Origin of the sequence: Saccharothrix violaceirubra (genome assembly GCF_014203755.1) — a bacterium.
GTDB classification, from domain to species: domain Bacteria; phylum Actinomycetota; class Actinomycetes; order Mycobacteriales; family Pseudonocardiaceae; genus Actinosynnema; species Actinosynnema violaceirubrum.
On sequence record NZ_JACHJS010000001.1, the window covers coordinates 73,827 to 92,153 of the forward strand.

General features: G+C 71.1%; 22 protein-coding genes. 12 read left to right on the forward strand and 10 right to left on the reverse strand.

What is annotated here, in order from left to right; genetic code table 11:
- Positions 1–53 precede the first annotated feature (53 nt).
- Positions 54–404: a TFIIB-type zinc ribbon-containing protein gene (locus tag F4559_RS00375; RefSeq protein ID WP_184665602.1), complete on the forward strand. Its 351-nt coding sequence runs from the start codon at positions 54–56 to the stop codon at positions 402–404.
- A 6-nt stretch (positions 405–410) separates the two neighbouring features.
- On the opposite strand, the gene F4559_RS00380 is transcribed toward F4559_RS00375, so the two are convergent.
- Positions 411–1,514 carry a methyltransferase domain-containing protein gene (locus F4559_RS00380; protein WP_184665603.1) on the reverse strand — a complete coding sequence of 368 codons (1,104 nt, stop codon included), beginning with the start codon at positions 1,512–1,514 and terminating at the stop codon, positions 411–413.
- 101 nt (positions 1,515–1,615) lie between these two features.
- Here F4559_RS00380 and F4559_RS00385 point away from each other — a divergent pair, with 101 nt between their 5' ends.
- The 4 genes from F4559_RS00385 (at position 1,616) to F4559_RS00400 (ending at position 3,773) form a co-directional block, all read left to right on the forward strand.
- Positions 1,616–1,978, forward strand: a complete 363-nt coding sequence (locus tag F4559_RS00385; RefSeq protein ID WP_184665604.1) for a helix-turn-helix domain-containing protein — start codon at positions 1,616–1,618, stop codon at positions 1,976–1,978.
- Between the two features lie 5 nt (positions 1,979–1,983).
- On the forward strand, positions 1,984–2,556 hold the full coding sequence (locus F4559_RS00390) for a hypothetical protein (protein WP_184665605.1): 573 nt from the start codon (positions 1,984–1,986) through the stop codon (positions 2,554–2,556).
- Between the two features lie 261 nt (positions 2,557–2,817).
- Positions 2,818–3,096 carry a DUF2516 family protein gene (locus F4559_RS00395; RefSeq protein WP_281386463.1) on the forward strand — a complete coding sequence of 93 codons (279 nt, stop codon included), beginning with the start codon at positions 2,818–2,820 and terminating at the stop codon, positions 3,094–3,096.
- On the forward strand, positions 3,093–3,773 hold the full coding sequence (locus F4559_RS00400; protein ID WP_184665606.1) for an alpha/beta fold hydrolase: 681 nt from the start codon (positions 3,093–3,095) through the stop codon (positions 3,771–3,773). The genes F4559_RS00395 and F4559_RS00400 overlap by 4 nt, the downstream gene beginning before the upstream one ends.
- 38 nt (positions 3,774–3,811) lie before the next feature.
- On the opposite strand, the gene F4559_RS00405 is transcribed toward F4559_RS00400, so the two are convergent.
- Positions 3,812–4,570 carry a MerR family transcriptional regulator gene (locus F4559_RS00405; protein WP_184665607.1) on the reverse strand — a complete coding sequence of 253 codons (759 nt, stop codon included), beginning with the start codon at positions 4,568–4,570 and terminating at the stop codon, positions 3,812–3,814.
- A gap of 67 nt (positions 4,571–4,637) precedes the next feature.
- Between F4559_RS00405 and F4559_RS00410 the strand changes: the two genes are divergently transcribed.
- Positions 4,638–5,186, forward strand: a complete 549-nt coding sequence (locus F4559_RS00410) for a YbaK/EbsC family protein (RefSeq protein ID WP_376774614.1) — start codon at positions 4,638–4,640, stop codon at positions 5,184–5,186.
- 4 nt (positions 5,187–5,190) lie between these two features.
- Here F4559_RS00410 and F4559_RS00415 read toward each other — a convergent pair whose 3' ends face one another.
- The 7 genes from F4559_RS00415 to F4559_RS00445 all read right to left on the reverse strand — a co-directional run bounded on the left by F4559_RS00415 (position 5,191) and on the right by F4559_RS00445 (position 11,247).
- Positions 5,191–5,742: an Imm1 family immunity protein gene (locus F4559_RS00415; protein ID WP_184665609.1), complete on the reverse strand. Its 552-nt coding sequence runs from the start codon at positions 5,740–5,742 to the stop codon at positions 5,191–5,193.
- 492 nt (positions 5,743–6,234) lie between these two features.
- The gene (locus F4559_RS00420; protein ID WP_184665610.1) at positions 6,235–7,302 is read right to left on the reverse strand and encodes an LOG family protein; all 1,068 of its coding nucleotides are present in this window, start codon (positions 7,300–7,302) and stop codon (positions 6,235–6,237) included.
- 29 nt (positions 7,303–7,331) lie between these two features.
- The gene (locus F4559_RS00425) at positions 7,332–8,228 is read right to left on the reverse strand and encodes a hypothetical protein (RefSeq protein WP_184665611.1); all 897 of its coding nucleotides are present in this window, start codon (positions 8,226–8,228) and stop codon (positions 7,332–7,334) included.
- Between the two features lie 82 nt (positions 8,229–8,310).
- Positions 8,311–9,186: a formyltetrahydrofolate deformylase gene (gene purU, locus F4559_RS00430; RefSeq protein ID WP_184665612.1), complete on the reverse strand. Its 876-nt coding sequence runs from the start codon at positions 9,184–9,186 to the stop codon at positions 8,311–8,313.
- Positions 9,187–9,204: 18 nt separating this feature from the next.
- Positions 9,205–9,936, reverse strand: a complete 732-nt coding sequence (locus F4559_RS00435) for a maleylpyruvate isomerase family mycothiol-dependent enzyme (RefSeq protein WP_312865411.1) — start codon at positions 9,934–9,936, stop codon at positions 9,205–9,207.
- 10 nt (positions 9,937–9,946) lie between these two features.
- Positions 9,947–10,753, reverse strand: a complete 807-nt coding sequence (locus tag F4559_RS00440; protein ID WP_184665614.1) for a class I SAM-dependent methyltransferase — start codon at positions 10,751–10,753, stop codon at positions 9,947–9,949.
- Positions 10,753–11,247 carry a DUF2505 domain-containing protein gene (locus F4559_RS00445; protein WP_184665615.1) on the reverse strand — a complete coding sequence of 165 codons (495 nt, stop codon included), beginning with the start codon at positions 11,245–11,247 and terminating at the stop codon, positions 10,753–10,755. Before F4559_RS00445 ends, F4559_RS00440 begins: the two co-directional genes overlap by 1 nt.
- Between F4559_RS00445 and F4559_RS00450 the strand changes: the two genes are divergently transcribed.
- Together F4559_RS00450 and F4559_RS00455 are read left to right on the forward strand one after the other, a co-directional pair.
- Positions 11,246–12,349, forward strand: coding sequence for a UDP-N-acetylmuramate dehydrogenase (locus tag F4559_RS00450; RefSeq protein ID WP_246445029.1), 1,104 nt, complete (start codon positions 11,246–11,248; stop codon positions 12,347–12,349). The genes F4559_RS00445 and F4559_RS00450 overlap by 2 nt on opposite strands.
- Positions 12,350–12,515: 166 nt before the next feature.
- On the forward strand, positions 12,516–13,502 hold the full coding sequence (locus F4559_RS00455) for a chymotrypsin family serine protease (protein WP_184665617.1): 987 nt from the start codon (positions 12,516–12,518) through the stop codon (positions 13,500–13,502).
- Here the strand turns inward: F4559_RS00455 and F4559_RS00460 are convergent.
- Positions 13,453–14,190: an SDR family NAD(P)-dependent oxidoreductase gene (locus F4559_RS00460; protein ID WP_184665618.1), complete on the reverse strand. Its 738-nt coding sequence runs from the start codon at positions 14,188–14,190 to the stop codon at positions 13,453–13,455. The two genes, F4559_RS00455 and F4559_RS00460, sit on opposite strands and share 50 nt — an antisense overlap.
- Before the next feature lie 82 nt (positions 14,191–14,272).
- On the opposite strand from F4559_RS00460, the gene F4559_RS00465 reads away from it, so the two are divergent.
- The 4 genes from F4559_RS00465 to F4559_RS00480 all read left to right on the forward strand — a co-directional run bounded on the left by F4559_RS00465 (position 14,273) and on the right by F4559_RS00480 (position 18,200).
- A complete protein-coding gene (locus tag F4559_RS00465) occupies positions 14,273–15,418 on the forward strand; it encodes a L,D-transpeptidase (RefSeq protein ID WP_184665619.1) in 1,146 nt (381 codons plus the stop codon).
- Between the two features lie 110 nt (positions 15,419–15,528).
- Positions 15,529–16,782 (forward strand): D-inositol-3-phosphate glycosyltransferase, encoded by a 1,254-nt coding sequence (gene mshA / locus F4559_RS00470; RefSeq protein WP_184665620.1) that lies wholly within the window; start codon positions 15,529–15,531, stop codon positions 16,780–16,782.
- Positions 16,779–17,258: a type III secretion system chaperone family protein gene (locus F4559_RS00475; RefSeq protein ID WP_184665621.1), complete on the forward strand. Its 480-nt coding sequence runs from the start codon at positions 16,779–16,781 to the stop codon at positions 17,256–17,258. Before mshA ends, F4559_RS00475 begins: the two co-directional genes overlap by 4 nt.
- Positions 17,259–17,327: 69 nt before the next feature.
- Positions 17,328–18,200: a DUF4349 domain-containing protein gene (locus F4559_RS00480; protein WP_184665622.1), complete on the forward strand. Its 873-nt coding sequence runs from the start codon at positions 17,328–17,330 to the stop codon at positions 18,198–18,200.
- The last annotated feature ends 127 nt before the right edge of the window (positions 18,201–18,327 follow it).

The following is an 18,327-nucleotide window of genomic DNA, read 5'->3' on the forward strand; positions in this document are numbered from 1 at the left end:
GTCACCATCGGTGGCGAGGCGGTCACCCCTGTGGCGTGCGTACTCTCGATGACGTGATCTGCCCCAAGTGTTCGGACCTCATGAAGACGATCACTCGCGGTGCCGTCCACATCGAGCAGTGCGAGAACTGCAAGGGCGTGTTCCTCGACGGTGGCGAGTTGGATCAGATCGTGGCCGCGGAACGTGACCACTACGCGTCGCCGCCACCGTCGGTCGGGTCGGCGCCGGTCGGGTCGCCGGTGGGTTCGCCGGTCGGGTCGCCGCCGCCCTATCAGCCGCCGCCTCCGTACCAGCCGCCGCCCGGTACGGTGCCCGGTCCGCCGCCACCGCCCTCGCCGGGGTACTACGACTACGGCCACCACCAGCGGCGTCGGCGCAGTTTCCTGGAGGAGCTGTTCGACTGATCGGGGTCAGGCCGGCCACGTGCGGCCGGTCGGCGGGTGCGTGAAGTACGCCTCGGTGGGTGTGGCCGTGTAGGTGAACGCGGCACGGCGGGGGCGGCGGTACGAAAGCCACGTGCGGTAGGCGGCTTCGACTTCGTCCCACAGGCGGCGGTCGCCGGACTGGGCGACGCCGGCGCCGTTCTGGCGTGCCCACGAGCCGTCCGGCGCGACCAGGCGGACCGGATCCAGCCCCGCGACCACGCCGGGCAGGCACACTCCCGCGAAGAACTCGAACCCGGCGGTGGGGTCGACGACCGTGGAACCGGGCAGTTCGGTGAGGCGGACGTCCCCGCCCTCCCGTGCCTCGGCGAGCAGGGCGTCGGCCCAGGTCGGGGTGTGGGCGCGCAGGGGCATGAAGCGGCCGTCGTCGGCAAGGACCGGTCCGGTGCCCACGCCGTCGTGGACGGCCAGGCGGACCAGGCCGGCGCCGAGCGAGCGGTTGAGGGTCGTGACCACGACACCGCCGGGGGCGGCCTGGGCCAGCCATGCGGGTGGGACGCGGTCGACCGCGCATGTGCCGAGGATGTGGGTGTAAGGCGCGTCGGGCGGGTGACCCTGTTCGCCGTCGCCGAGCACGCATCGGGGTGCGTGGCCCGCCAGTGCGAGTGATTCGGTGGCGTGGGTGAGAACTTCGGGGTCGACGTCCACCGATGTCACGGCCTTGTCGTCGAGCGCCTGGGCGAGCAGGGCCGCGTTGTAGCCCGTGCCGGTGCCGATCTCCAGCACGCGGGCGCCCGGTTCGGGGGCCAGTGCCTCCAGCATGATCGCCATGATCACGGGCATCGAGGACGAGCTGGTGGGGGTGCCGCGCGCCCGGTGCGCTTGCCAGGCGGTGGTCGTGCCGCCGAGCTGGGTCACGAGGACGTTGTCGGCGTAGACCAGGTCGAGGTGGTCGGGGTGCTCGTCGGTGACCGCCGACCACGAGCCGTCGTCGTGGCGGACGAAGAACGCGCGCAGGAAGACGTGCCTCGGGACCTGGCGAAACGCGTCGACCCAGCGGGGTGTGCGCAGGGCGCCGACGGAGACGAGGTGGTCGACCAGCTCGTGCCGCAGGCGGGTGGCGCGGTCCATCGCCACACGGTAGCGCTGTGCGCGGGCACACGTCCGCTCCGCTAGCAGAGTGCTTGCAGGAGCTAGCATCCGCGCGTACCGTCGGAAGTGGAGGTGCCGCGGTGGACAAGTCGATCGACGAGGCGGTCGCCGACATCGGCGACTACATCCGCCGTCAGCGCAACACGGCGAAGATCTCGCTGCGGCAGCTGGCGAAACTCGCCGGCGTCTCGAACCCGTACCTAAGCCAGATCGAACGAGGGCTGCGCAAACCCAGCGCGGAGATCCTCAAGCAGATCGCCAAGGGGCTGCGGATCTCCGCCGAGGCGTTGTACGTCGAGGCGGGAATCCTCCAGGAACGCGCCGGAGGCGCCCTGGCCGACGCCATCGTCGCGGCCCCCGACCTGACCGAGCGGCAGAAACAGGTGCTGCTCGACGTCTACGAGTCTTTCCGGCGGGAGAACACCGCCGGTCCGGAGGAGTGATCTTCATGTCGAAGCTGCCCAACGCGGAAGAACTGCGCAAGGCCGGCGAGCAGGTCGCCGCCGCGGCACGGACCCCGTTGCTCGCCGCCCTGGGCGCGGGTGACCTGGCCGCCAAGGCCGTGATCGACGCTTTGGGGAAGGCGCGTGAGCGGGTGGAGTCCACCCAGGCCACCGACCTGCGCGACAAGTTCGACCCGGCGGAGTTGCGCAAGGTCGTGGACGCCTACACCCAGTCGGCGGTGAACCTGTTCCAGTTCCTGGCCGAGCAGGGGGAACAGACTTTGGAGAAGTTGAAGAACCGGCCTGAGCTGCAGAAGGCGATCAGCCAGGTCGAGGAGGTGGTGGGGACGGTGCAGAAGCGCACCGAGGAGGCCGCTTCCGAGGCTCGTGACCTGGCCGACGACGTGCTCGGCAAGGTGACGCGGCGTACTCGGGAGGCCGGGGAGAAGGTGGCCGACGACGTGGACACCGTGTCCGAGCGGGTGGCGGAGGCTGTGGTGGACGCCGGGGGTGAGGTGGCCGAGGAGGTGCGTACCACTGCTCGGCGGGCTACCCGGTCGCGTAAGGCTGCCGAGTAGGCGGGTTGTGTGTCCTCCACCCGGACACCCCGAAACACGCGCTCAGGCACCCCCGATCGGGTGTCAAGGCCCTCGCCAACGCGCGAGTTATACATTCGGACACCGCGAGTTGTGCGTTCAGGCACCGTGAAATGTGCGTTCAGGCACCATGAGCCGAGGTGCTCGGCGGGTTGCTTCGGCTGTACCGGGTCGGCTTGGCGCACGTAGGCTTGGCCTGTGCTGTCCATCCATCTACCACCGTTCTCACCCCTCTACCTCGACCTGTGGGTGTTGCTGATCTTGCAGTCGGTGGCGCTGGTCATGGGTCTGTTCGCGTTCGGCCACGCGCTGACGCAGCGGGCGGAGGCGTTCCAGGCCGCGGAGCGGATGACCAAGCCTGCCTGGCTGGGCATCACCGGCGGCGGCACGTTCGCGCTGATCCTCTTCGAGCTGCTCGGCGCCGGCAGCATCTTCTGGGTTGCCGGGTTCGTCGCGGTGTCGGTCTACCTCGTGGACGTTCGTCCTCGGCTGATCGAGATCCAACGCGGCCCGAGGTGGTGACCTACCGGAGCCACGGCTCCGGGGCGCCGGTCACTCTCATCGGGCACGGTCTGGGCGCCACGCCCGGCGAGGCCCGCATTCCCGCGTCCGGAGTACGCGGCACGCGGGTCGTCGTCACGCTGCCCGGGCACGGGGACGAGCCGGACGCCCCCGACGACTACTGGAACTACTCGCGCATTGCCGCCGACCTGCGTGAAGTCGCCCGTGAGGTGGGTGCCACGCGGGCCATCGGCGTGTCGTTGACCGCCGCTGCCCTGGTCGCGTTGCTCGCCGCGGAACCCGACGCGTTCGAACGGGTCGCCCTGCTGCTGCCCGCCGTGTTGGACGAGCCGCGTCCCCGGTTGTCCCGCGAGTCGATGATCACGTCGGTGGACGGGCCGGCCGACTACTTCGAGCAGCGGCGTTGGGCGTTCCGGCGGCTCGACGGGGCATTGGCCGCGTTGCCCGGACAGGTCGCGGTCACCGATCTTTCGCCGTTGAGGCGGGTTGTGGCGCCTGTGCTCGTGGTCGGCGCGGAGAACGATCCGCTGCACCCGGTGACCGTCGCGGCCCGGACCGCCGCGGCGTTCCCGAACGGGCGGCTGGAGATCGTTCCGTCGTGGCCGGACGCGCGACCGAGCGTGCGCGGGTGGTTGGCCGACCTGGTGTCGGACCGCCCGGTGCCCAGCCCGAGGTGACCGGTGTGGTCGGGGTCCATGGCCCCCGACCACACCGGTCAGAGGCGGGTCTGCGCGTAGACCGCGATGGCGTCGCGGACGTACTCGGCGAAACCCTCGGCGTGCGCGTCGAACTGGACCTTGAAGTCCTCGGCGTCGACGTAGAGCTGCCCGAGCCCGGTGTAGGACTCGCGGTTGGGCGTCCAGCTCCGCAGGATCCACCGGTAGTGGCGGTCGGTCACGTCCTGCACGCGCTGGTCGTCGGGTGCGACACCCGCGTCGAACGCGGCGGCGAACGCCTTGCCGATCTCTTCCCACTCGGCCATGAAGTCCGCGGCGTCGGCCTTGGACCAGCCCTTCATGCGGGCCTTGCTGTCCTCGATGTGCTCGGTGACGCCCTCGCCGTAGCGCTCGACGAGGTCGGCCTCGTAGCGGGCTTGGCGCTCGGCGTCGAAGCCCTCGAAAAGTTCTTCCATCTTCACCTCGGGTCCTCCTTCCAGTTCGGCGATCGTCTTGGCGACGGAGCGGGCGAGCGTGGCCAGGCGTTCCCGCTCGGCGCGGATCTGGCGCTCGTGGTGGCGCAGCACGTCGACCGCCCGATGCCGGCCGGCGAGCACCTCCGCGACGGTGTCGAGCGCCAGACCGAGGTCCCGCAGCAACAGGATCTGCTGCAACCTCAGCACTTGCTCACGCTCGTAGTAGCGGTAGCCGTTGTCGCCGGTCCACGCGGGCGTGAGCAGTCCGATCGAGTCGTAATGCCGCAACGTCCGCGAGGTCACCTTGGACATCCGTGCCACCTGTGCGATCGACCAGGCCATGTCCCGTCCCTCCCGTGCTCACCACGGTAGAGGTTGACGTAACGTCAAGGTCAAGCCGGCCGGCAGGATGGGGTGGATGTGGACGATCGCCGGAACCCTGAACCCCGTACCCGCCCCCGACCGGCCGGACCTCGTCGCGCCGCCGGTTGCCGCCCTGTTGGGCGCGTTCCCCGATGCCGCCCGGTTGGGTGTCGCCGAAATCGACCCGACGCTGGCCGACACGGCCGAGTTCTGCGCCCACTACGGGTCGCCTTTGGAGGCGTCCGCGAACTGCGTGATCGTCGCGGGACGGCGTGGAGACGTGACGCGTTACGCGGCTTGCGTCGTGCTGGCCACCACGCGTGCCGACGTGAACGGCGTGGTGCGTCGACTGCTCGACGCGCGTAAGGCGTCGTTCGCGCCCATGGACGACGCGGTCTCCCTGACGGGCATGGAGTACGGCGGCATCACGCCCGTCGGCCTGCCCGCGGAATGGCCGATCCTGCTGTCGCCCGAGGTGGCCGCCGCGCCGGAACTGGTGATCGGCAGCGGCATCCGCGGCAGCAAACTCCTCGTGCCCGGCGAGGTGCTGGCCAAACTGCCGGGCGCCCAGGTGGTGGAGGATTTGGCGCGGTAGGTGTTCAGAGTGTGACGTGGAGGTCGGCGAAGTCCTCGGGGATGGTCCCGTCGTGGTGCATGTAGGCGGCGAGGACTTCGCGCACGATGGCGAGCGGGACCTCGTGCCGTCGCGGGATCGGTTCGCCGTGTCCCTGGAAGTCGTACGTGGTTTCGCCGACGGCGTCGGCATCGCCGACGGTGCGGATGGACGTCCGACTGCCGATCCGCACATAGGCCCGTTCGGCACCGATCCCGGCGTTCAAGGACGGATGCCCGTACGGATCGCCGGCCACGTACATGCTTACGATCGAGGGGCACGGTTGGGTCGCGGATTTCGCGCTCACCCTGTCCACCAAGGCCGCCGGCTCCGCCTCGGTGCCGACGATGATCGCCGGGTCGCCTGGGCCGAAGTCGTTCTCGGGCATCTGGTCGTACCAGACCTCCAGCGTTGCCACGGCGCGCGCATCCCTCCGGTAAAGGTCTTCTGGTATCTCGGTCCGTAGACCCTGAGAGTGGACCCCGAGGTGATCGGAGGTCCGGGCGCGGGGAAGTCGATGGCTCGCAACATCCGCCACGCGTCCTGTCCCACTCCGGACCGCACTGTCGCCGGCAACTCCTTGCGAAGGTTCTCGATGTGTTCCGGTGAACCGCCTTTCGGCGACTGGCCCGGTAGTGGACCGTGCTCCGGGGTAAGTGGAATTCCCGCCCGATCGGTGTATTCGCGGATCGCGGCGAGTCGTGCGCCGATGCCGGTCGGCGGGTCGGTGATCCCGTCGACCACCGTGTCGAACCGCGCATGGGTCTGGGCGAAGTCCGCCTGGTCCGATCCCGCCCCGGCCGCGCTGATCAGGTCCTGGGCGTCCTTGGCGGGGTCAGCCGCGTGGTGTGCGGCACGGATGGCCTCGCCGAGTCGTGCCGCCGCGTTGACGAGGTGTTGTCCGACTTCTCGCAGTGAGGCCATCACGCTCCCCTCGGTCCACCGATGGTCGCACTGATCGGTGGCGACGTTCGGTGGAGCGCGGGGGCCTGGCGGGGCGCGGCGATTCCGTCGTGTAGCCGGTGAATGCTCAGCCGGCGGCGTAATCGCTCAAAAACTCGGTCGCCTCGGCGATGTCGTCGGTCACGAGAATCCAGCGCTCCGCCTCACGCCCGCGCGCCAGGTGCCGCACCAACGGTGCCGCCGGGATCTCCGTCGTCCAGAACTCCCGGCCCAAGAAGATCATCGGGGCCGGTGGGCCCACGGACGCGTAATGGTTCTGCGTGTAGTCCTGGAAGACTTCCTGCACCGTGCCGGCGCTGCCCGGCGTGTACACGATCCCCCCGGTCGCCACGGTGAGCAGGCCCTCTTCCCGCACCGAGTTGGCGAAGTACTTCGCGTGCAGTTCGCACGCCGGGTTCGGGGGTTCGTGACCGTAGAACCAGGTCGGGATGCCGATGGTGCGTGGACCATCCGTCTTCGGCAGTTCCGGGAACGCCGCCAGCCACCGGCCGATCGACTCGGGCGAGTCGCCGAACTTCGGCGCCTTCGCCAGTTCCTTCAGGACGATCTCGTCCACGCCCACCCGCACGCCCAGCGGCACGGCCTCCATGGCGCCCGGACCGCCTCCGGTCAGGACCGTGAAGCCCGCCCGGCCCAGGGCGTCGCCCAGTTCGACGGCACGCCGGTAGCCGGCGGTGTCACGCCCCAGGGCGTGACCTCCCATGACGGCCACCGGCGCACCGGTCAGGACCTCGTTCAACGCCTCGGTGATGGCGTGGTCGTGCAATCGTTCGGCCAACGCGTGCAACGGGTCCGGGTGGTGTCCCTGCTGCCTGCTGTGCCGGTAGACCCGGGCGTCCGGCGTGTCCGCGTAGGACTCCGGCCGGTCGGGGTCGAAGTCCGCGAACAGTTCGGCCGGGGTGTACAGGTGCGAGCGGTAGACCTCGTACGGGAGGTCCGGGATGTGCGGGAAGACCAGGGCGCCCGCCGCGTCGGCCCGGCGCTGTGTCGCCGGGGACAGCACGCAGCCGAGGAACAGGGCGCCGTCGAGCGGCACGCGCAGGTCGACGGCGGTCAGGTCGAGGCCGGTCAGCACGGCGCCACGCAGGTCCGCGGCGGCACGTGCCCCCTCGACGGTTCTGATCTCGGTGCGCACGTCCGCAGCCTACGTCCGCCGGCCGGACGTCAGGAGAAGAACAGGGATTTCGGCAGGAAGCCCACCGTGCCCAGGTCCGCCACGTCCTCGCTCACGACGACCGAACGCCCCTTGCACTTCGGCTCGGACCACAGCTTCACCGAGCCCGCTGTGGACAGCGACCGGAACTCGCCGCGCACGTCCTGGCACCCCGGACCGGCGATGCCGGTGGCGAAGTTGTTCCCGCTGGTGTCGTCGAAGTTCTTGCCGGTGAACAGCGTGACGGAGGTCGCGGGCTTCGCGGCCGGGTCGGGGGCCGGCGCGGGCCGGTCGGCCGGCGTACCCGCCTTGCGACCGTCGGGCGTGACGCCGAACCACGTGCCGCCGACGCCCTGGCCGAGCGTGTCGCCGGGTTTGGTGTCCTTGGCGAACCGGTAGACCGGCCACCCCTTGATCGTGAGCTGGGTGCGGCCGTCGTCGCGGCGGACGGAACCGACGTCGGCCTTGCGCACACCGGCCACGAACACCTTGCCCCCCTTGGCGATCGTGACCGGCGGCCACGTCTTCGCGCAGTCGCCCGAGCACGTGGACCGCGAGGGGCTCGCGGAGTCCTTGTCGAAGCGGTAGAGGGTCAGGCCGGCGCCGTTGACGACGACGGGGTCCAGGTCGCCGGCGCGCGACGCCCGCAGCTGGACCCACTTGTCGCGCACGTCCTGCGACGCGTCCGGGGGTGCGAGGTCGCCGGTCGTCTCGTCGGCCTTGTTGGAACGCGCGGTGCCGGCCAGGAACGAGACCTCGGACGGGTCGCCCTGCGGCTGCTGCTCGGCGGCGGGCGCGGGGGCGGGGGCCGGTGCGGGAGCCGGTTCGGCGGCGGGCTGCCCGCCGCACGCGGTCAGCGTGAACGCTGTCACGAGGGCGGCAAGGGACGCGACATGCTTGCGACGCATGGGGATTCTCCGGATTCGGAAAGCGGATCGGGCGTGACGCACCAAGGCACGTACGCCACGCCCGATCGGTTCACCGGAGTCCTCAGAAGATGACGGTCTGGTTCCCGTGCACCAGCACCCGGTCCTCCAGGTGCCAGCGCAACCCCCTGGCCAACACGACCTTCTCGATGTCCCGCCCCTTGCGGACCATGTCGCCGATCGAGTCCTTGTGGTCGACCCGGATCACGTCCTGCTCGACGATCGGCCCCTGGTCGAGGTCGGCCGTCACGTAGTGGCAGGTCGCGCCGACCAGCTTCACGCCCCGGCTGTGCGCCTGGTGGTACGGCCGGGCGCCGATGAACGACGGCAGGAAGCTGTGGTGGATGTTCAGCGCGCGTCCCGACCAGTCCGCGCACAGCTCGGGCGGCAGGATCTGCATGAACCTGGCCAGCACGACGGCGTGCGGCTTGTGCACGTCGACGAGCTGGCGCAACTGGGCGAACGCGGCCTGCTTGCCGTCCGGGTCGTTGGCCGGGAAGGGCACGTGGTGGAACGGGATGCCGTGCGCCCGCGTGATGCCCGCCAGGTCCGGGTGGTTGCCGATCACCGACGCCACGTCGACGTCGAGTTCGCGGGACGCCACCCGGCCCAGCAGGTCGTACAGGCAGTGCCCTTCCTTGGACACCAGCAGCACGACGCGGCGCCGTTCGCCGGTGTCGGTGACCCGCCAGTTGGCGTTGGCGCCCAGTTCGCGGGCGATCGCGCCGAACCGTTCGCGCAGCTCCTCCACTCCGAAGGGCAGCGAGTCCGCGCGCACCTCCTGGCGGGTGAAGAACCAGTTGGTGACCGGGTCGGTGTGGTAGGCGGCCTCGACGATCCAGCCGCCGTACTCGGTCAGGAACGAGGAGATCCTGGCCACGATGCCGGTCCGGTCCGGGCAGCCGAAGGTGATCACGTAGCGACGTTCTGGCGAAGGCACCCGCCGAGTATCCAGGATCTACGGCCGGGGAAGGCCGTCGAAGAGCCGTCGGTCACCCGACACGATGGCGCCGCCCGGTCGACCCCAGACCGCCCGGTACACCGCGTCGGCGGTGCCCGCGACCGTGGCGTCCGCGTCGGTGCCCGAACCGGTGACGGCGTGCACGGACGGCTTCCGGTCCGGTCCGACCACGACCTCCCAGGTGCGGCCGGCGTCGGCCGCGTGCAGGAGCACCCGGCCCTCGACCTCGATCGGGATCCGCTCGGCCGCGAGCGGCAGGATCCAGGTGAGGTACTCGTCCACGCCGTCGGCCGCGAATTCCGGGTCGAACAGCAGCGCCGGGGCTTCGGCGTCCCGCGCGGACAACGCGTCCAGATGGTGGATGCCGGTCTCGTGCGCCTGCCGCCGCGCCCACACGCCGGACTTCTTCTCCGGCACGAACGTCCACGCGGGCGCGTCCGGCCCGAGCCGCTCCAGGGTGTCCGCCAGTTCGGCGAACTTCCCCTCCCACCACGGCACGAGGTCGTCCCACGCGTCCGGCCGGTCCGGGATCGCGGGCCAGGCGCCGTCCGGCGGCGTCGACAGCGCGGTCAACGCCCACGAGTGCGTGCCGGCGAGATGCTTCACGAGGTCGAATACCGTCCACTGAGGACAGTTGGGCACGGGTGCGACCGGGTCGTTCGTCACGAGTGCCGCGTGTGCCGCCGTGTACTGGGTCTTCAGATGTGCCACGTAATCCGCGTGTTCCACTCGTCCCAGCCTAGGGACGGACGGCATCCCACCGCAGCGTGAATTCACCGAGTCGCCACCGCTTCCGGTCGTCGAGCAGCGGCCAGCCGCGTCCGGCGAGCGACCGCACGGCCTCGACCCAGCGCGCACGCGGCCCGAACGGTGCGAAAGGCGCTGCCGCGGCCCAACAAGCGTCCAGGTCGAGGAGCAACGCGTGCACGCGTTCACCCGGGACGTTGCGGTGGATCAGCGCTTTGGGCAGCCGTTCGGCCAGATCCCCCGGCGTTTCCAGGTCGGCGGGCAGGCACGACAACGTGAACGTCTGCGGTCCGTCCGAGGTCACGGTCACCCAAGAGCACCGTCGGCCGATCTCGTCGCACGTGCCCTCGACCAGCACGCCGCCGGGCGCGAGCCGGGACACCATGGTCGTCCACGCCTGCGTCGCCTGCTCCTCGGTGTACTGCCGCAGCACGTTGAACGCCCGCAGCACGTGGGGTCGCCGTCCGGCCAGCTCGAACCCGCCGCGTCGGAAGTCCAGCCGGGGCGGGTCGGCCGCGAGCCGGCCCGCCTCGACGCGCTCGGCGTCCAGTTCCAGCCCGAGCACGCGCAGGTCCGGGTTGAGCGGTCGGAGCCGGTGCGCCAGTTCGACCGTGGTGATCGGCGACGAGCCGTAGCCGAGGTCGACGACGAGCGGTTCGGCCGTGTCCCGCAGCAGGTCGCGGAAGCGGTGCGCCACGAACCGGTCCACGCGGCGCAGCCGGTTGGGGTTGGTGGTGCCCCGGGTCGGCAGCCCGAGCGCGCGGGCGCGGCCGGCCGCCAGCCGGGGAGTGCGTGCCATCAGGACCGGCGGTCGAGCCAGCCGTCGGTGAACGCGGTCTCGCGGTCGAGCAGCTCCACGACCTGGTCGGCGATCAACGACTCCAGCTTGCCGCCCAGCAGCGGGATGGACACCTTCACCTGGCCGGTCAGGGCGAGCTTCGTTCCGGTGCCGTCTTCCGACAGCGTGATCGTGCCGTCCACCTGGCCGGGCACACCGCCGACGGTGACCTCGACCGTCCCGGTGCGACCGGCGGCGGTCCACGCCTCGGCGCGGTCGATCACCAGGTCGCCGCCGAGCACGCCGCGCGCCACCGACGGGAGCTTCGACGCGTCCACGCCCTGGCGCAGCCGGTAGGACGTGGTGGCGCCGTCCGACGTGAACGCCAGCACCTCGCCGCCCTTGCCGCCCAACGCGCCCAGCCGGTCGCGCAGGTGGCCTTCGTCGACCAGCGCGGAGTACACCTCCCCGACGGGGTGTGCGAACGACGTCAGGTGCTCGATGCGGCGTGCCATGTCGCGGAGGCTACCGTTGACGGCCGTGACCACCCCGCTGTCCGGCACCGGAGTGCCCTTGTCGCAGTGCACGACGCTCCGACTCGGCGGCCCGGCGACCCGCTTCGTCCGCGCGACCGCGGCGGCCGATCTCGTCGAGGCCGTCCGCGATCTCGACGCGTCCGGCGACCCGCTGCTGCTCATCGGCGGCGGCTCCAACCTGGTCGTCGCCGACGAGGGTTTCGCGGGCACCGCCGTGCAGGTCGGCACGCTCGGTCGTCGGCTCGATCCGCTGGGCGACGGCCTGGTGCAGCTCACCGTCGAGGCGGGCGAGGTGTGGGACGACGTCGTGGCCGAGGCCGTCGCACAGGGACTGGGCGGACTGGAGTGCCTGTCGGGCATCCCCGGCCTGGTCGGCGCGACGCCGGTGCAGAACGTCGGCGCGTACGGCGTGGAGATCTCGCAGGTGCTGGACTCGGTCGACCTGCTGGACCGGCGGACCGGACGGGTGCACCAGTTGCCCGCGTCCGCGTTGGGCCTGGCCTACCGCACGTCGGTGTTGAAGGGCACGGACGCCGCGGTCGTGCTGCGCGCCCGGTACACGTTGACCTCCGGCGGCCTGTCCGCGCCGATCCGCTACGCCGAACTGGCCCGCGTGCTCGGTGTCGGCGCGGGCGACCGGGTGCCGGCGGACGCCGCGCGGAAGGCCGTGCTGGAACTGCGGCGCGGCAAGGGGATGGTGCTCGACCCGACCGACCACGACACGTGGAGCGCGGGCTCGTTCTTCACCAACCCGCTGCTCGACGACTCCACGTTCACCGGCGTGCTGATCCGGATCGCCGAACGCCTCGGCGCGGACGTCGACGTGCCCTCGTACCCGGCGGGTCCGGGGTACCGCAAGCTGTCGGCCGCGTGGCTGATCGAGCGCGCCGGGTTCGCCAAGGGGTACCGGGGCCACCGGGTCGCACTGTCCACCCGCCACACGCTCGCGCTGACCAACCGGGGCGGCGCGTCGACGCGTGATCTCCTCGGGCTGGCAAGGGAGGTGCGCGACGGCGTGCGCGCGGCTTTCGGCGTCGAACTCACGCCCGAACCGGTGCTTGTGGGCTGCGACCTGGGTTGACCGTCCGATACCGCCGCGTCGACCGCGGTTCGCCCGACGGCCACTACGGGGCCGACGACCCGTTTTCGGCGCGCGCAAGAGCCTGACCGGCCGAACGGGTGACTCCCTGTGACGAAGCCTCACGCCACGCGTTTCATGGAGGTAGGGGTATCTCCGGGAGGCCGTCATGGACCATCTGGACATCGTGCGGGCCGCGGTCAGGCCGGTCAAGAAGCTGGTCGAGGGCGACTTCCTGGCCCGCCCCGGGGTCGTCGGCGTCGACATCGGGCACAAGGTCGTGCGCGGGCGGCGTACGGGACGCCTGGCGATCGTGGTGTACGTGCGGCGCAAGCGCCCTTCGGGGCACCTGACGATCCCGTCCGATGTGCTCGGTGTGCTGACCGACGTCGTGCAGGACACGTTCGTGCCGCACCACACCGTGGCCCGGCCGGAGGGCGTGAGCGGCGCCGAACGGCACGAGCTGCTCCAGGGCGGGATCGGCGTCGGGCCGTGCCGGGCCGTGCGGCTGGTGCCGCCGGACGTGCCGTCGATCGGCGACTACCTGGTGGCCGGGACCATGGGCGCGTTCGTCACGCCGAGGGACAAGCGCAGCGTGATGGGCCTGACCGCGTTCCACGTGGCCTGTGTGGACGACGCCTGGGCGATCGGCGACCCCATGGTCCACCCTTCCCGAGTGGACGGCGGCCATCCGGTGCGCGACCGGTTCGGGACTCTCGCGCGCTGCGCGCTGAGCGGCCGGGTCGACGCCGCCGCGATCCAGCTCACCACGCCGCACTGGCGGGCGGAGGTCGTGGGCGCCGGGCCGATCGACGGCCACGCCGCGGCACACGAGCACCAGCGCGTGCGCAAACGGGGGCGCACCACCGCGCTCACCGCCGGCGAAGTCGCCTCCACCGACGCGGTGATCACGCTGGACTTCGGCCAGGGGCTGGGCGTGCGCACGTTGCGCGACCAGATCAGGGTCGAGGGCCCCTTCGGCGACCACGGCGATTCGGGCGCCGTGCTGCTCGACGACGCCAACCGCGTGGTCGGGCTCTACTGCGGCGGCAGCGCGCTGCGCGCGTTCGCCAACCCGATCGGACCGGTCCTCGACCAGCTCGACGTCAGCCTGCTCGGTGGATCCGTGCCGCCGCAGCCTGGTCACGCGGCTTGAGGTCGATCCGGTCCAGGTTCACGTGCGAGGGCCTGGTGACGGCGAACGCGATCACGTCCGCCACGTCGTCGGCGGTCAACGGCGTCAGGCCCCGGTACACCGCGTCCGCGCGGTCCGCGTCCCCCTCGAAGCGGTTGAGCGAGAAGTCCGTTTCCACCATGCCGGGCAGCACCTCGGTGAACCGCACCGGCTGCCCGAGCAGTTCCCCGCGCAACGTCCGGTGCAGCGCCGACTGGGCGTGCTTGGCCGAGGTGTAGCCGGAGCCGTTGTCGTACGCCTCGACGGCCGCGACCGACGTGACGGTGACGACGTGCCCGTCACCGGAGGCGATCAGGGCGGGCAGCAGACCCTTGGTGATCCGCAACGTGCCGAGCACGTTGGTCTCCCACATCCACCGCCAGTTGTCCTCGTCGGCCTGGTCGACGCGTTCGAGTCCGCGCGCGCCGCCCGCGTTGTTCACGAGCACGCGCACCTGGTCCGGCACGGCCGCGAGGAACGCGGCGACGGAGTCCGCGTCGGTGACGTCGAGCGCCAGCGCGGTACCCCCGATCTCGTCCGCGATAGCCTCGAGGAGGTCCAGCCGACGGGCGCCGAGCACCACGTGGAAGCCCTCCGCCGCGAGCCGGCGGGCGGTGGCCTCGCCGATGCCCGCGCTCGCTCCGGTCACGATCGCGACAGGTCGGTTCACACCGGCGATCCTAGGGTTGTGACGGGTATCACCCGCACCGCGAGGTCCGGTGGCACGTCCTTTGCGGCAGGAGGTCGAAATCGTGCTCAGGAAGTTGACGGCGCTGCTCCTCGGCGGTGCCCTGCTGGTCGGTTGCTCGTCCGGGACCGAGCAGGGGACGCCGAAGTCCGAGGGCAAGGACGCCGCACCGGTGGCCAAGTTCGTCGCGGAACCCGCGTCCGGCGCCGCGGACGTGCCCGTGACCACACCGGTGAAGGTGACGGTCTCCGACGGCACGATCGACCAGGTCACGCTGACCAACCCCGAGGGCGCGGCGGTGGCGGGCAAGCTGGCCGACGACAAGAAGTCGTGGCAGACCACCGAACCCCTCGGCTTCGGCAAGGCGTACACGTACGCGGGCAAGGCCACCGGCACCGACGGCAAGTCCGTCGAGCTGACCGGGTCGTTCACGACCTCCACCCCGACGAGCCAGGTCCGCGCCACCCTGTTCCCCGGCGACGACCAGCAGGTCGGCGTCGCCGTGCCGATCATGGTCAAACTCGACCAGGAGCCCGCGGACCGGGCGACCGTGGAGAAGGCGCTGATCGTCACCAACTCGGCCGGGATCAAGGGCAGCTGGGCGTGGCTGAGCGGTACCGAGGTCCACTACCGGCCGGAGAAGTACTGGCCCGCCGACACCAAGATCCACGTCGAGGCGAAGCTGTACGGCGTCGACTACGGCAACGGCGCGGTCGGCCGCGCGGACGTGACCAGCGACTTCACCATCGGCCGCAACCAGGTCGTCAAGATCGACACCCCGACGCACCAGCTCGTCGTGCAGCGCGACGGCCAGACCGTGGCCACCTACCCGGCGTCGTTCGGCAAGGACGACGACGCGGAGCTGACCACGCCCAACGGCACGTTCGTGGTCATGCAGAAGGACCCGCAGTTCAGCTTCGACAACCCGCGTTACGGCTACACCAACGTGCTCAAGAAGTGGGCCGTCCGGTTCTCCAACCACGGCGAGTTCATCCACGAGAACAACGACAACGCGGCCAACATCGGCAAGGTCAACTCGTCCCACGGGTGCGCCAACCTGCTCGAAGCCGACGCCAAGGCGTACTACGACAGCGCGCTGGTCGGCGACCCGGTCGAGGTCACCGGCTCGATCACCACGCTGCCCGCCCAGTTCGACTGGTACGACTGGCAGATCCCGTGGTCCCAGTGGGTGACGATGTCGGCCCTGTAACACGTCCGACGTTGTGACGTTCGCGGTTATCGGACGTTCACGGGAAGGTACGTGCGGGTAGGGCTGTTGAGTGACGGCGTGAACACCACTCACGTCGCCGGGGTCCACCGGTGAAGCGCGTCGCGATCCTGTCGGTGCACACGTCGCCGCTGGAGCAGCCCGGCACCGGTGACGCGGGCGGCATGAACGTGTACATCGTGCAGACCGCGACCCGGATGGCGCGGCTCGGCGTCCAAGTGGAGATCTTCACCCGGGCCACGTCGTCGGACCTGCCACCGGTCGCGGAACTCGCGCCGGGCGTGAAGGTGCGCCACGTCGTGGCCGGGCCGTTCGAAGGCCTGGACAAGAACGAGCTGCCCGGCCAGCTCTGCGCGTTCACGGCCGGCGTGCTGCGGGCCGAGGCCCGGCACGAACCCGGCTACTACGACGTCGTGCACTCGCACTACTGGCTGTCCGGCCAGGTCGGGTGGCTCGCGCGAGAGCGCTGGGCCGTGCCGCTCGTGCACACCGCGCACACCCTGGCCAAGGTCAAGAACCAGGCGCTGGCCGCGTGCGACGCGCCCGAACCCCGGACCAGGGTGATCGGCGAGGAGCAGGTCGTCGCCGAGGCGGACCGGCTCGTCGCCAACACCGACGTGGAGGCCGCCGAGCTGGTCGACCTGTACACGGCCGACCCGGCGAAGGTGCTGGTCGTGCCGCCGGGCGTCGACCTGGAGCGGTTCGTGCCCGGCGACCGGGCCGCCGACCGGGCCGCGCTGGGGCTGCCCGCCGACGCCGTCGTGCTCACGTTCGTGGGCCGCATCCAGCCGTTGAAGTCGCCCGACATGCTGATCCGGGCCGCCGCCGAGATGGTGGTGCGCGACCCGGGCCTGCGGTCGCGGCTGGTCGTGCTCGTCGTGGGCGGGCCGTCCGGTACGGGCATGAAGATGCTCGACGAGCTGCGCGATCTCGCCGCCGGCCTGGGCGTCGCGGACCTCGTGCGGTTCATGCCCCCGCAGAGCGGTGCGGCGCTCGCCCGGGTGTTCAGGGCGTCGGACGTGGTGGGCGTGCCCAGCCACAACGAGTCGTTCGGGCTCGTGGCGCTGGAGGCGCAGGCGTGCGGCACGCCCGTCGTGGCGTCGGCCGTCGGCGGCCTGCCCGTGGCCGTGCGGGACGGGGTGTCCGGCGCACTGGTCGCCGGGCACGAACCCACCGCGTGGGCGCGTGCGCTCGAAGCGATCGCGTTGAACCCCGCCTACCGTGGTGAACTGGCGGGCAACGCCGTCGAGCACGCGCACCGGTTCTCGTGGGAACGCACCACGCGGTCCCTGCTCGACGGCTACGAGCAGGCCCGTGACACGTTCCGCGAGGAGGTGTTCGCTTGACCGTCTCCGTGATCAGGTCGGCGTTGGACGAACGCGGACTGGACTACGAGGAGCCCGAACCCGGGCGGTTCTTCGTGACCCTGCCCGGCACGCACAAGCAGCGGACCAACTGCTGGCTGGTGGTCGGGCGGCACGCCCTGCTCGTGGAGGCGTTCGTGTGCCGCCGGCCCGACGAGGCGTTCGAGGACGTGTACCGGTTCCTGTTGCGGCGCAACGCGAAGCTGTACGGCGTGCACTACACGATCGACCAGGCCGGCGACATCCACCTGATCGGCCGAATCGGGCTGCACGCCGTGACACCCGACGAACTCGACCGCGTGCTCGGGCAGGTGCTGGAGGCGGCGGACGGCGACTTCGACACGTTGCTGGAGATCGGCTTCGCGGGCGCGATCCGGCGCGAGTGGGCCTGGCGGGTGTCGCGCGGCGAGTCGGTGGCCAACCTCCAGGCGTTCCGGCACCTGGTGACTGAATCGTGATCACACGCTGAGCAACTGCTCTTCGGTGCTCCTCCGTCCAACGAGTGAACTCGGAACTCGGGAGGGGCAATGCGAAGACTGGTCGCGGCGGGGTTCTTGGTCATGGCGACACTGGTCGCGGGGTGCTCGACGGACCTCCAGTCGGCGTCCGCCCCGGCCGTGGACGCGGCGTCACCGCCCGAACCGAATGCCGGCCAGGCCAAGGGGGAGGGCCAACCGGAACCGGCGCAGCAGCCCGCGGAACGGCAGGTCGTGCGCACCGCGGAGATCGACCTGCGCACGTCCGACGTGCCCGGGACCCTCGGCCGGGTCAAGGAGGTCGCCACCCGGTCCGAGGGGTTCGTGGCCACCGAGACCTCCCGTGAGTCGTCCGGGTCGCTCACCCTGCGCGTGCCCGCGGCCAAACTGGACGCGGTGCTCAAGGCGTTCGGCGACCTGCCCGACGTGAAGGTCGGCCGGCGCGAGGTCCGGTCCGAGGACGTGACCGGGCAGTTGATCGACGTGGACACCCGCACCGCGAACCAGCGGGCCAGCGTCGAGCGGCTGCGGGCGTTGCTCGACCGGGCCGGCACGACCGCCGAGATCGCCCAGATCGAGGGCGAACTGACCCGGCGGCAGACCGACCTTGAGTCGTCCTTGCGGCGGCAGGAGGCGTTGCGCGACCAGGTCGCGCTGTCGACCGTGCAGGTGGGCGTGACGAGGTCGGACTCGTCTGTCCCGGTCGCGGAGGAGGACGCGGGCTTCCTGGACGGACTGGCCGGCGGCTGGGGCGCGTTGCGCGACACCGTGGCGTGGCTGCTGATGGCGTTGGGCGCGGCACTGCCGTGGCTGGCCGCGCTCGGCATCGTCCTGTTCCTGGGCGCCCGGATCCGGCGTTGGTGGCGCAACCTCGGGCAGACGCCCGCACCGGCCGGTGCGGTGGTGGAGACCGAGGAGAAGTGAGGCGCGGGGCGGCTTGGGAGAGAGGGGGAGTCAATGCTCAAGCCGCCCCGCGTCGGTTTTCCCGCCTCTTGGGGACGCGGGCGGGGGGAGCCCGGCATCCGGAGCGGGCCCGCGGTTCGACGGGGGG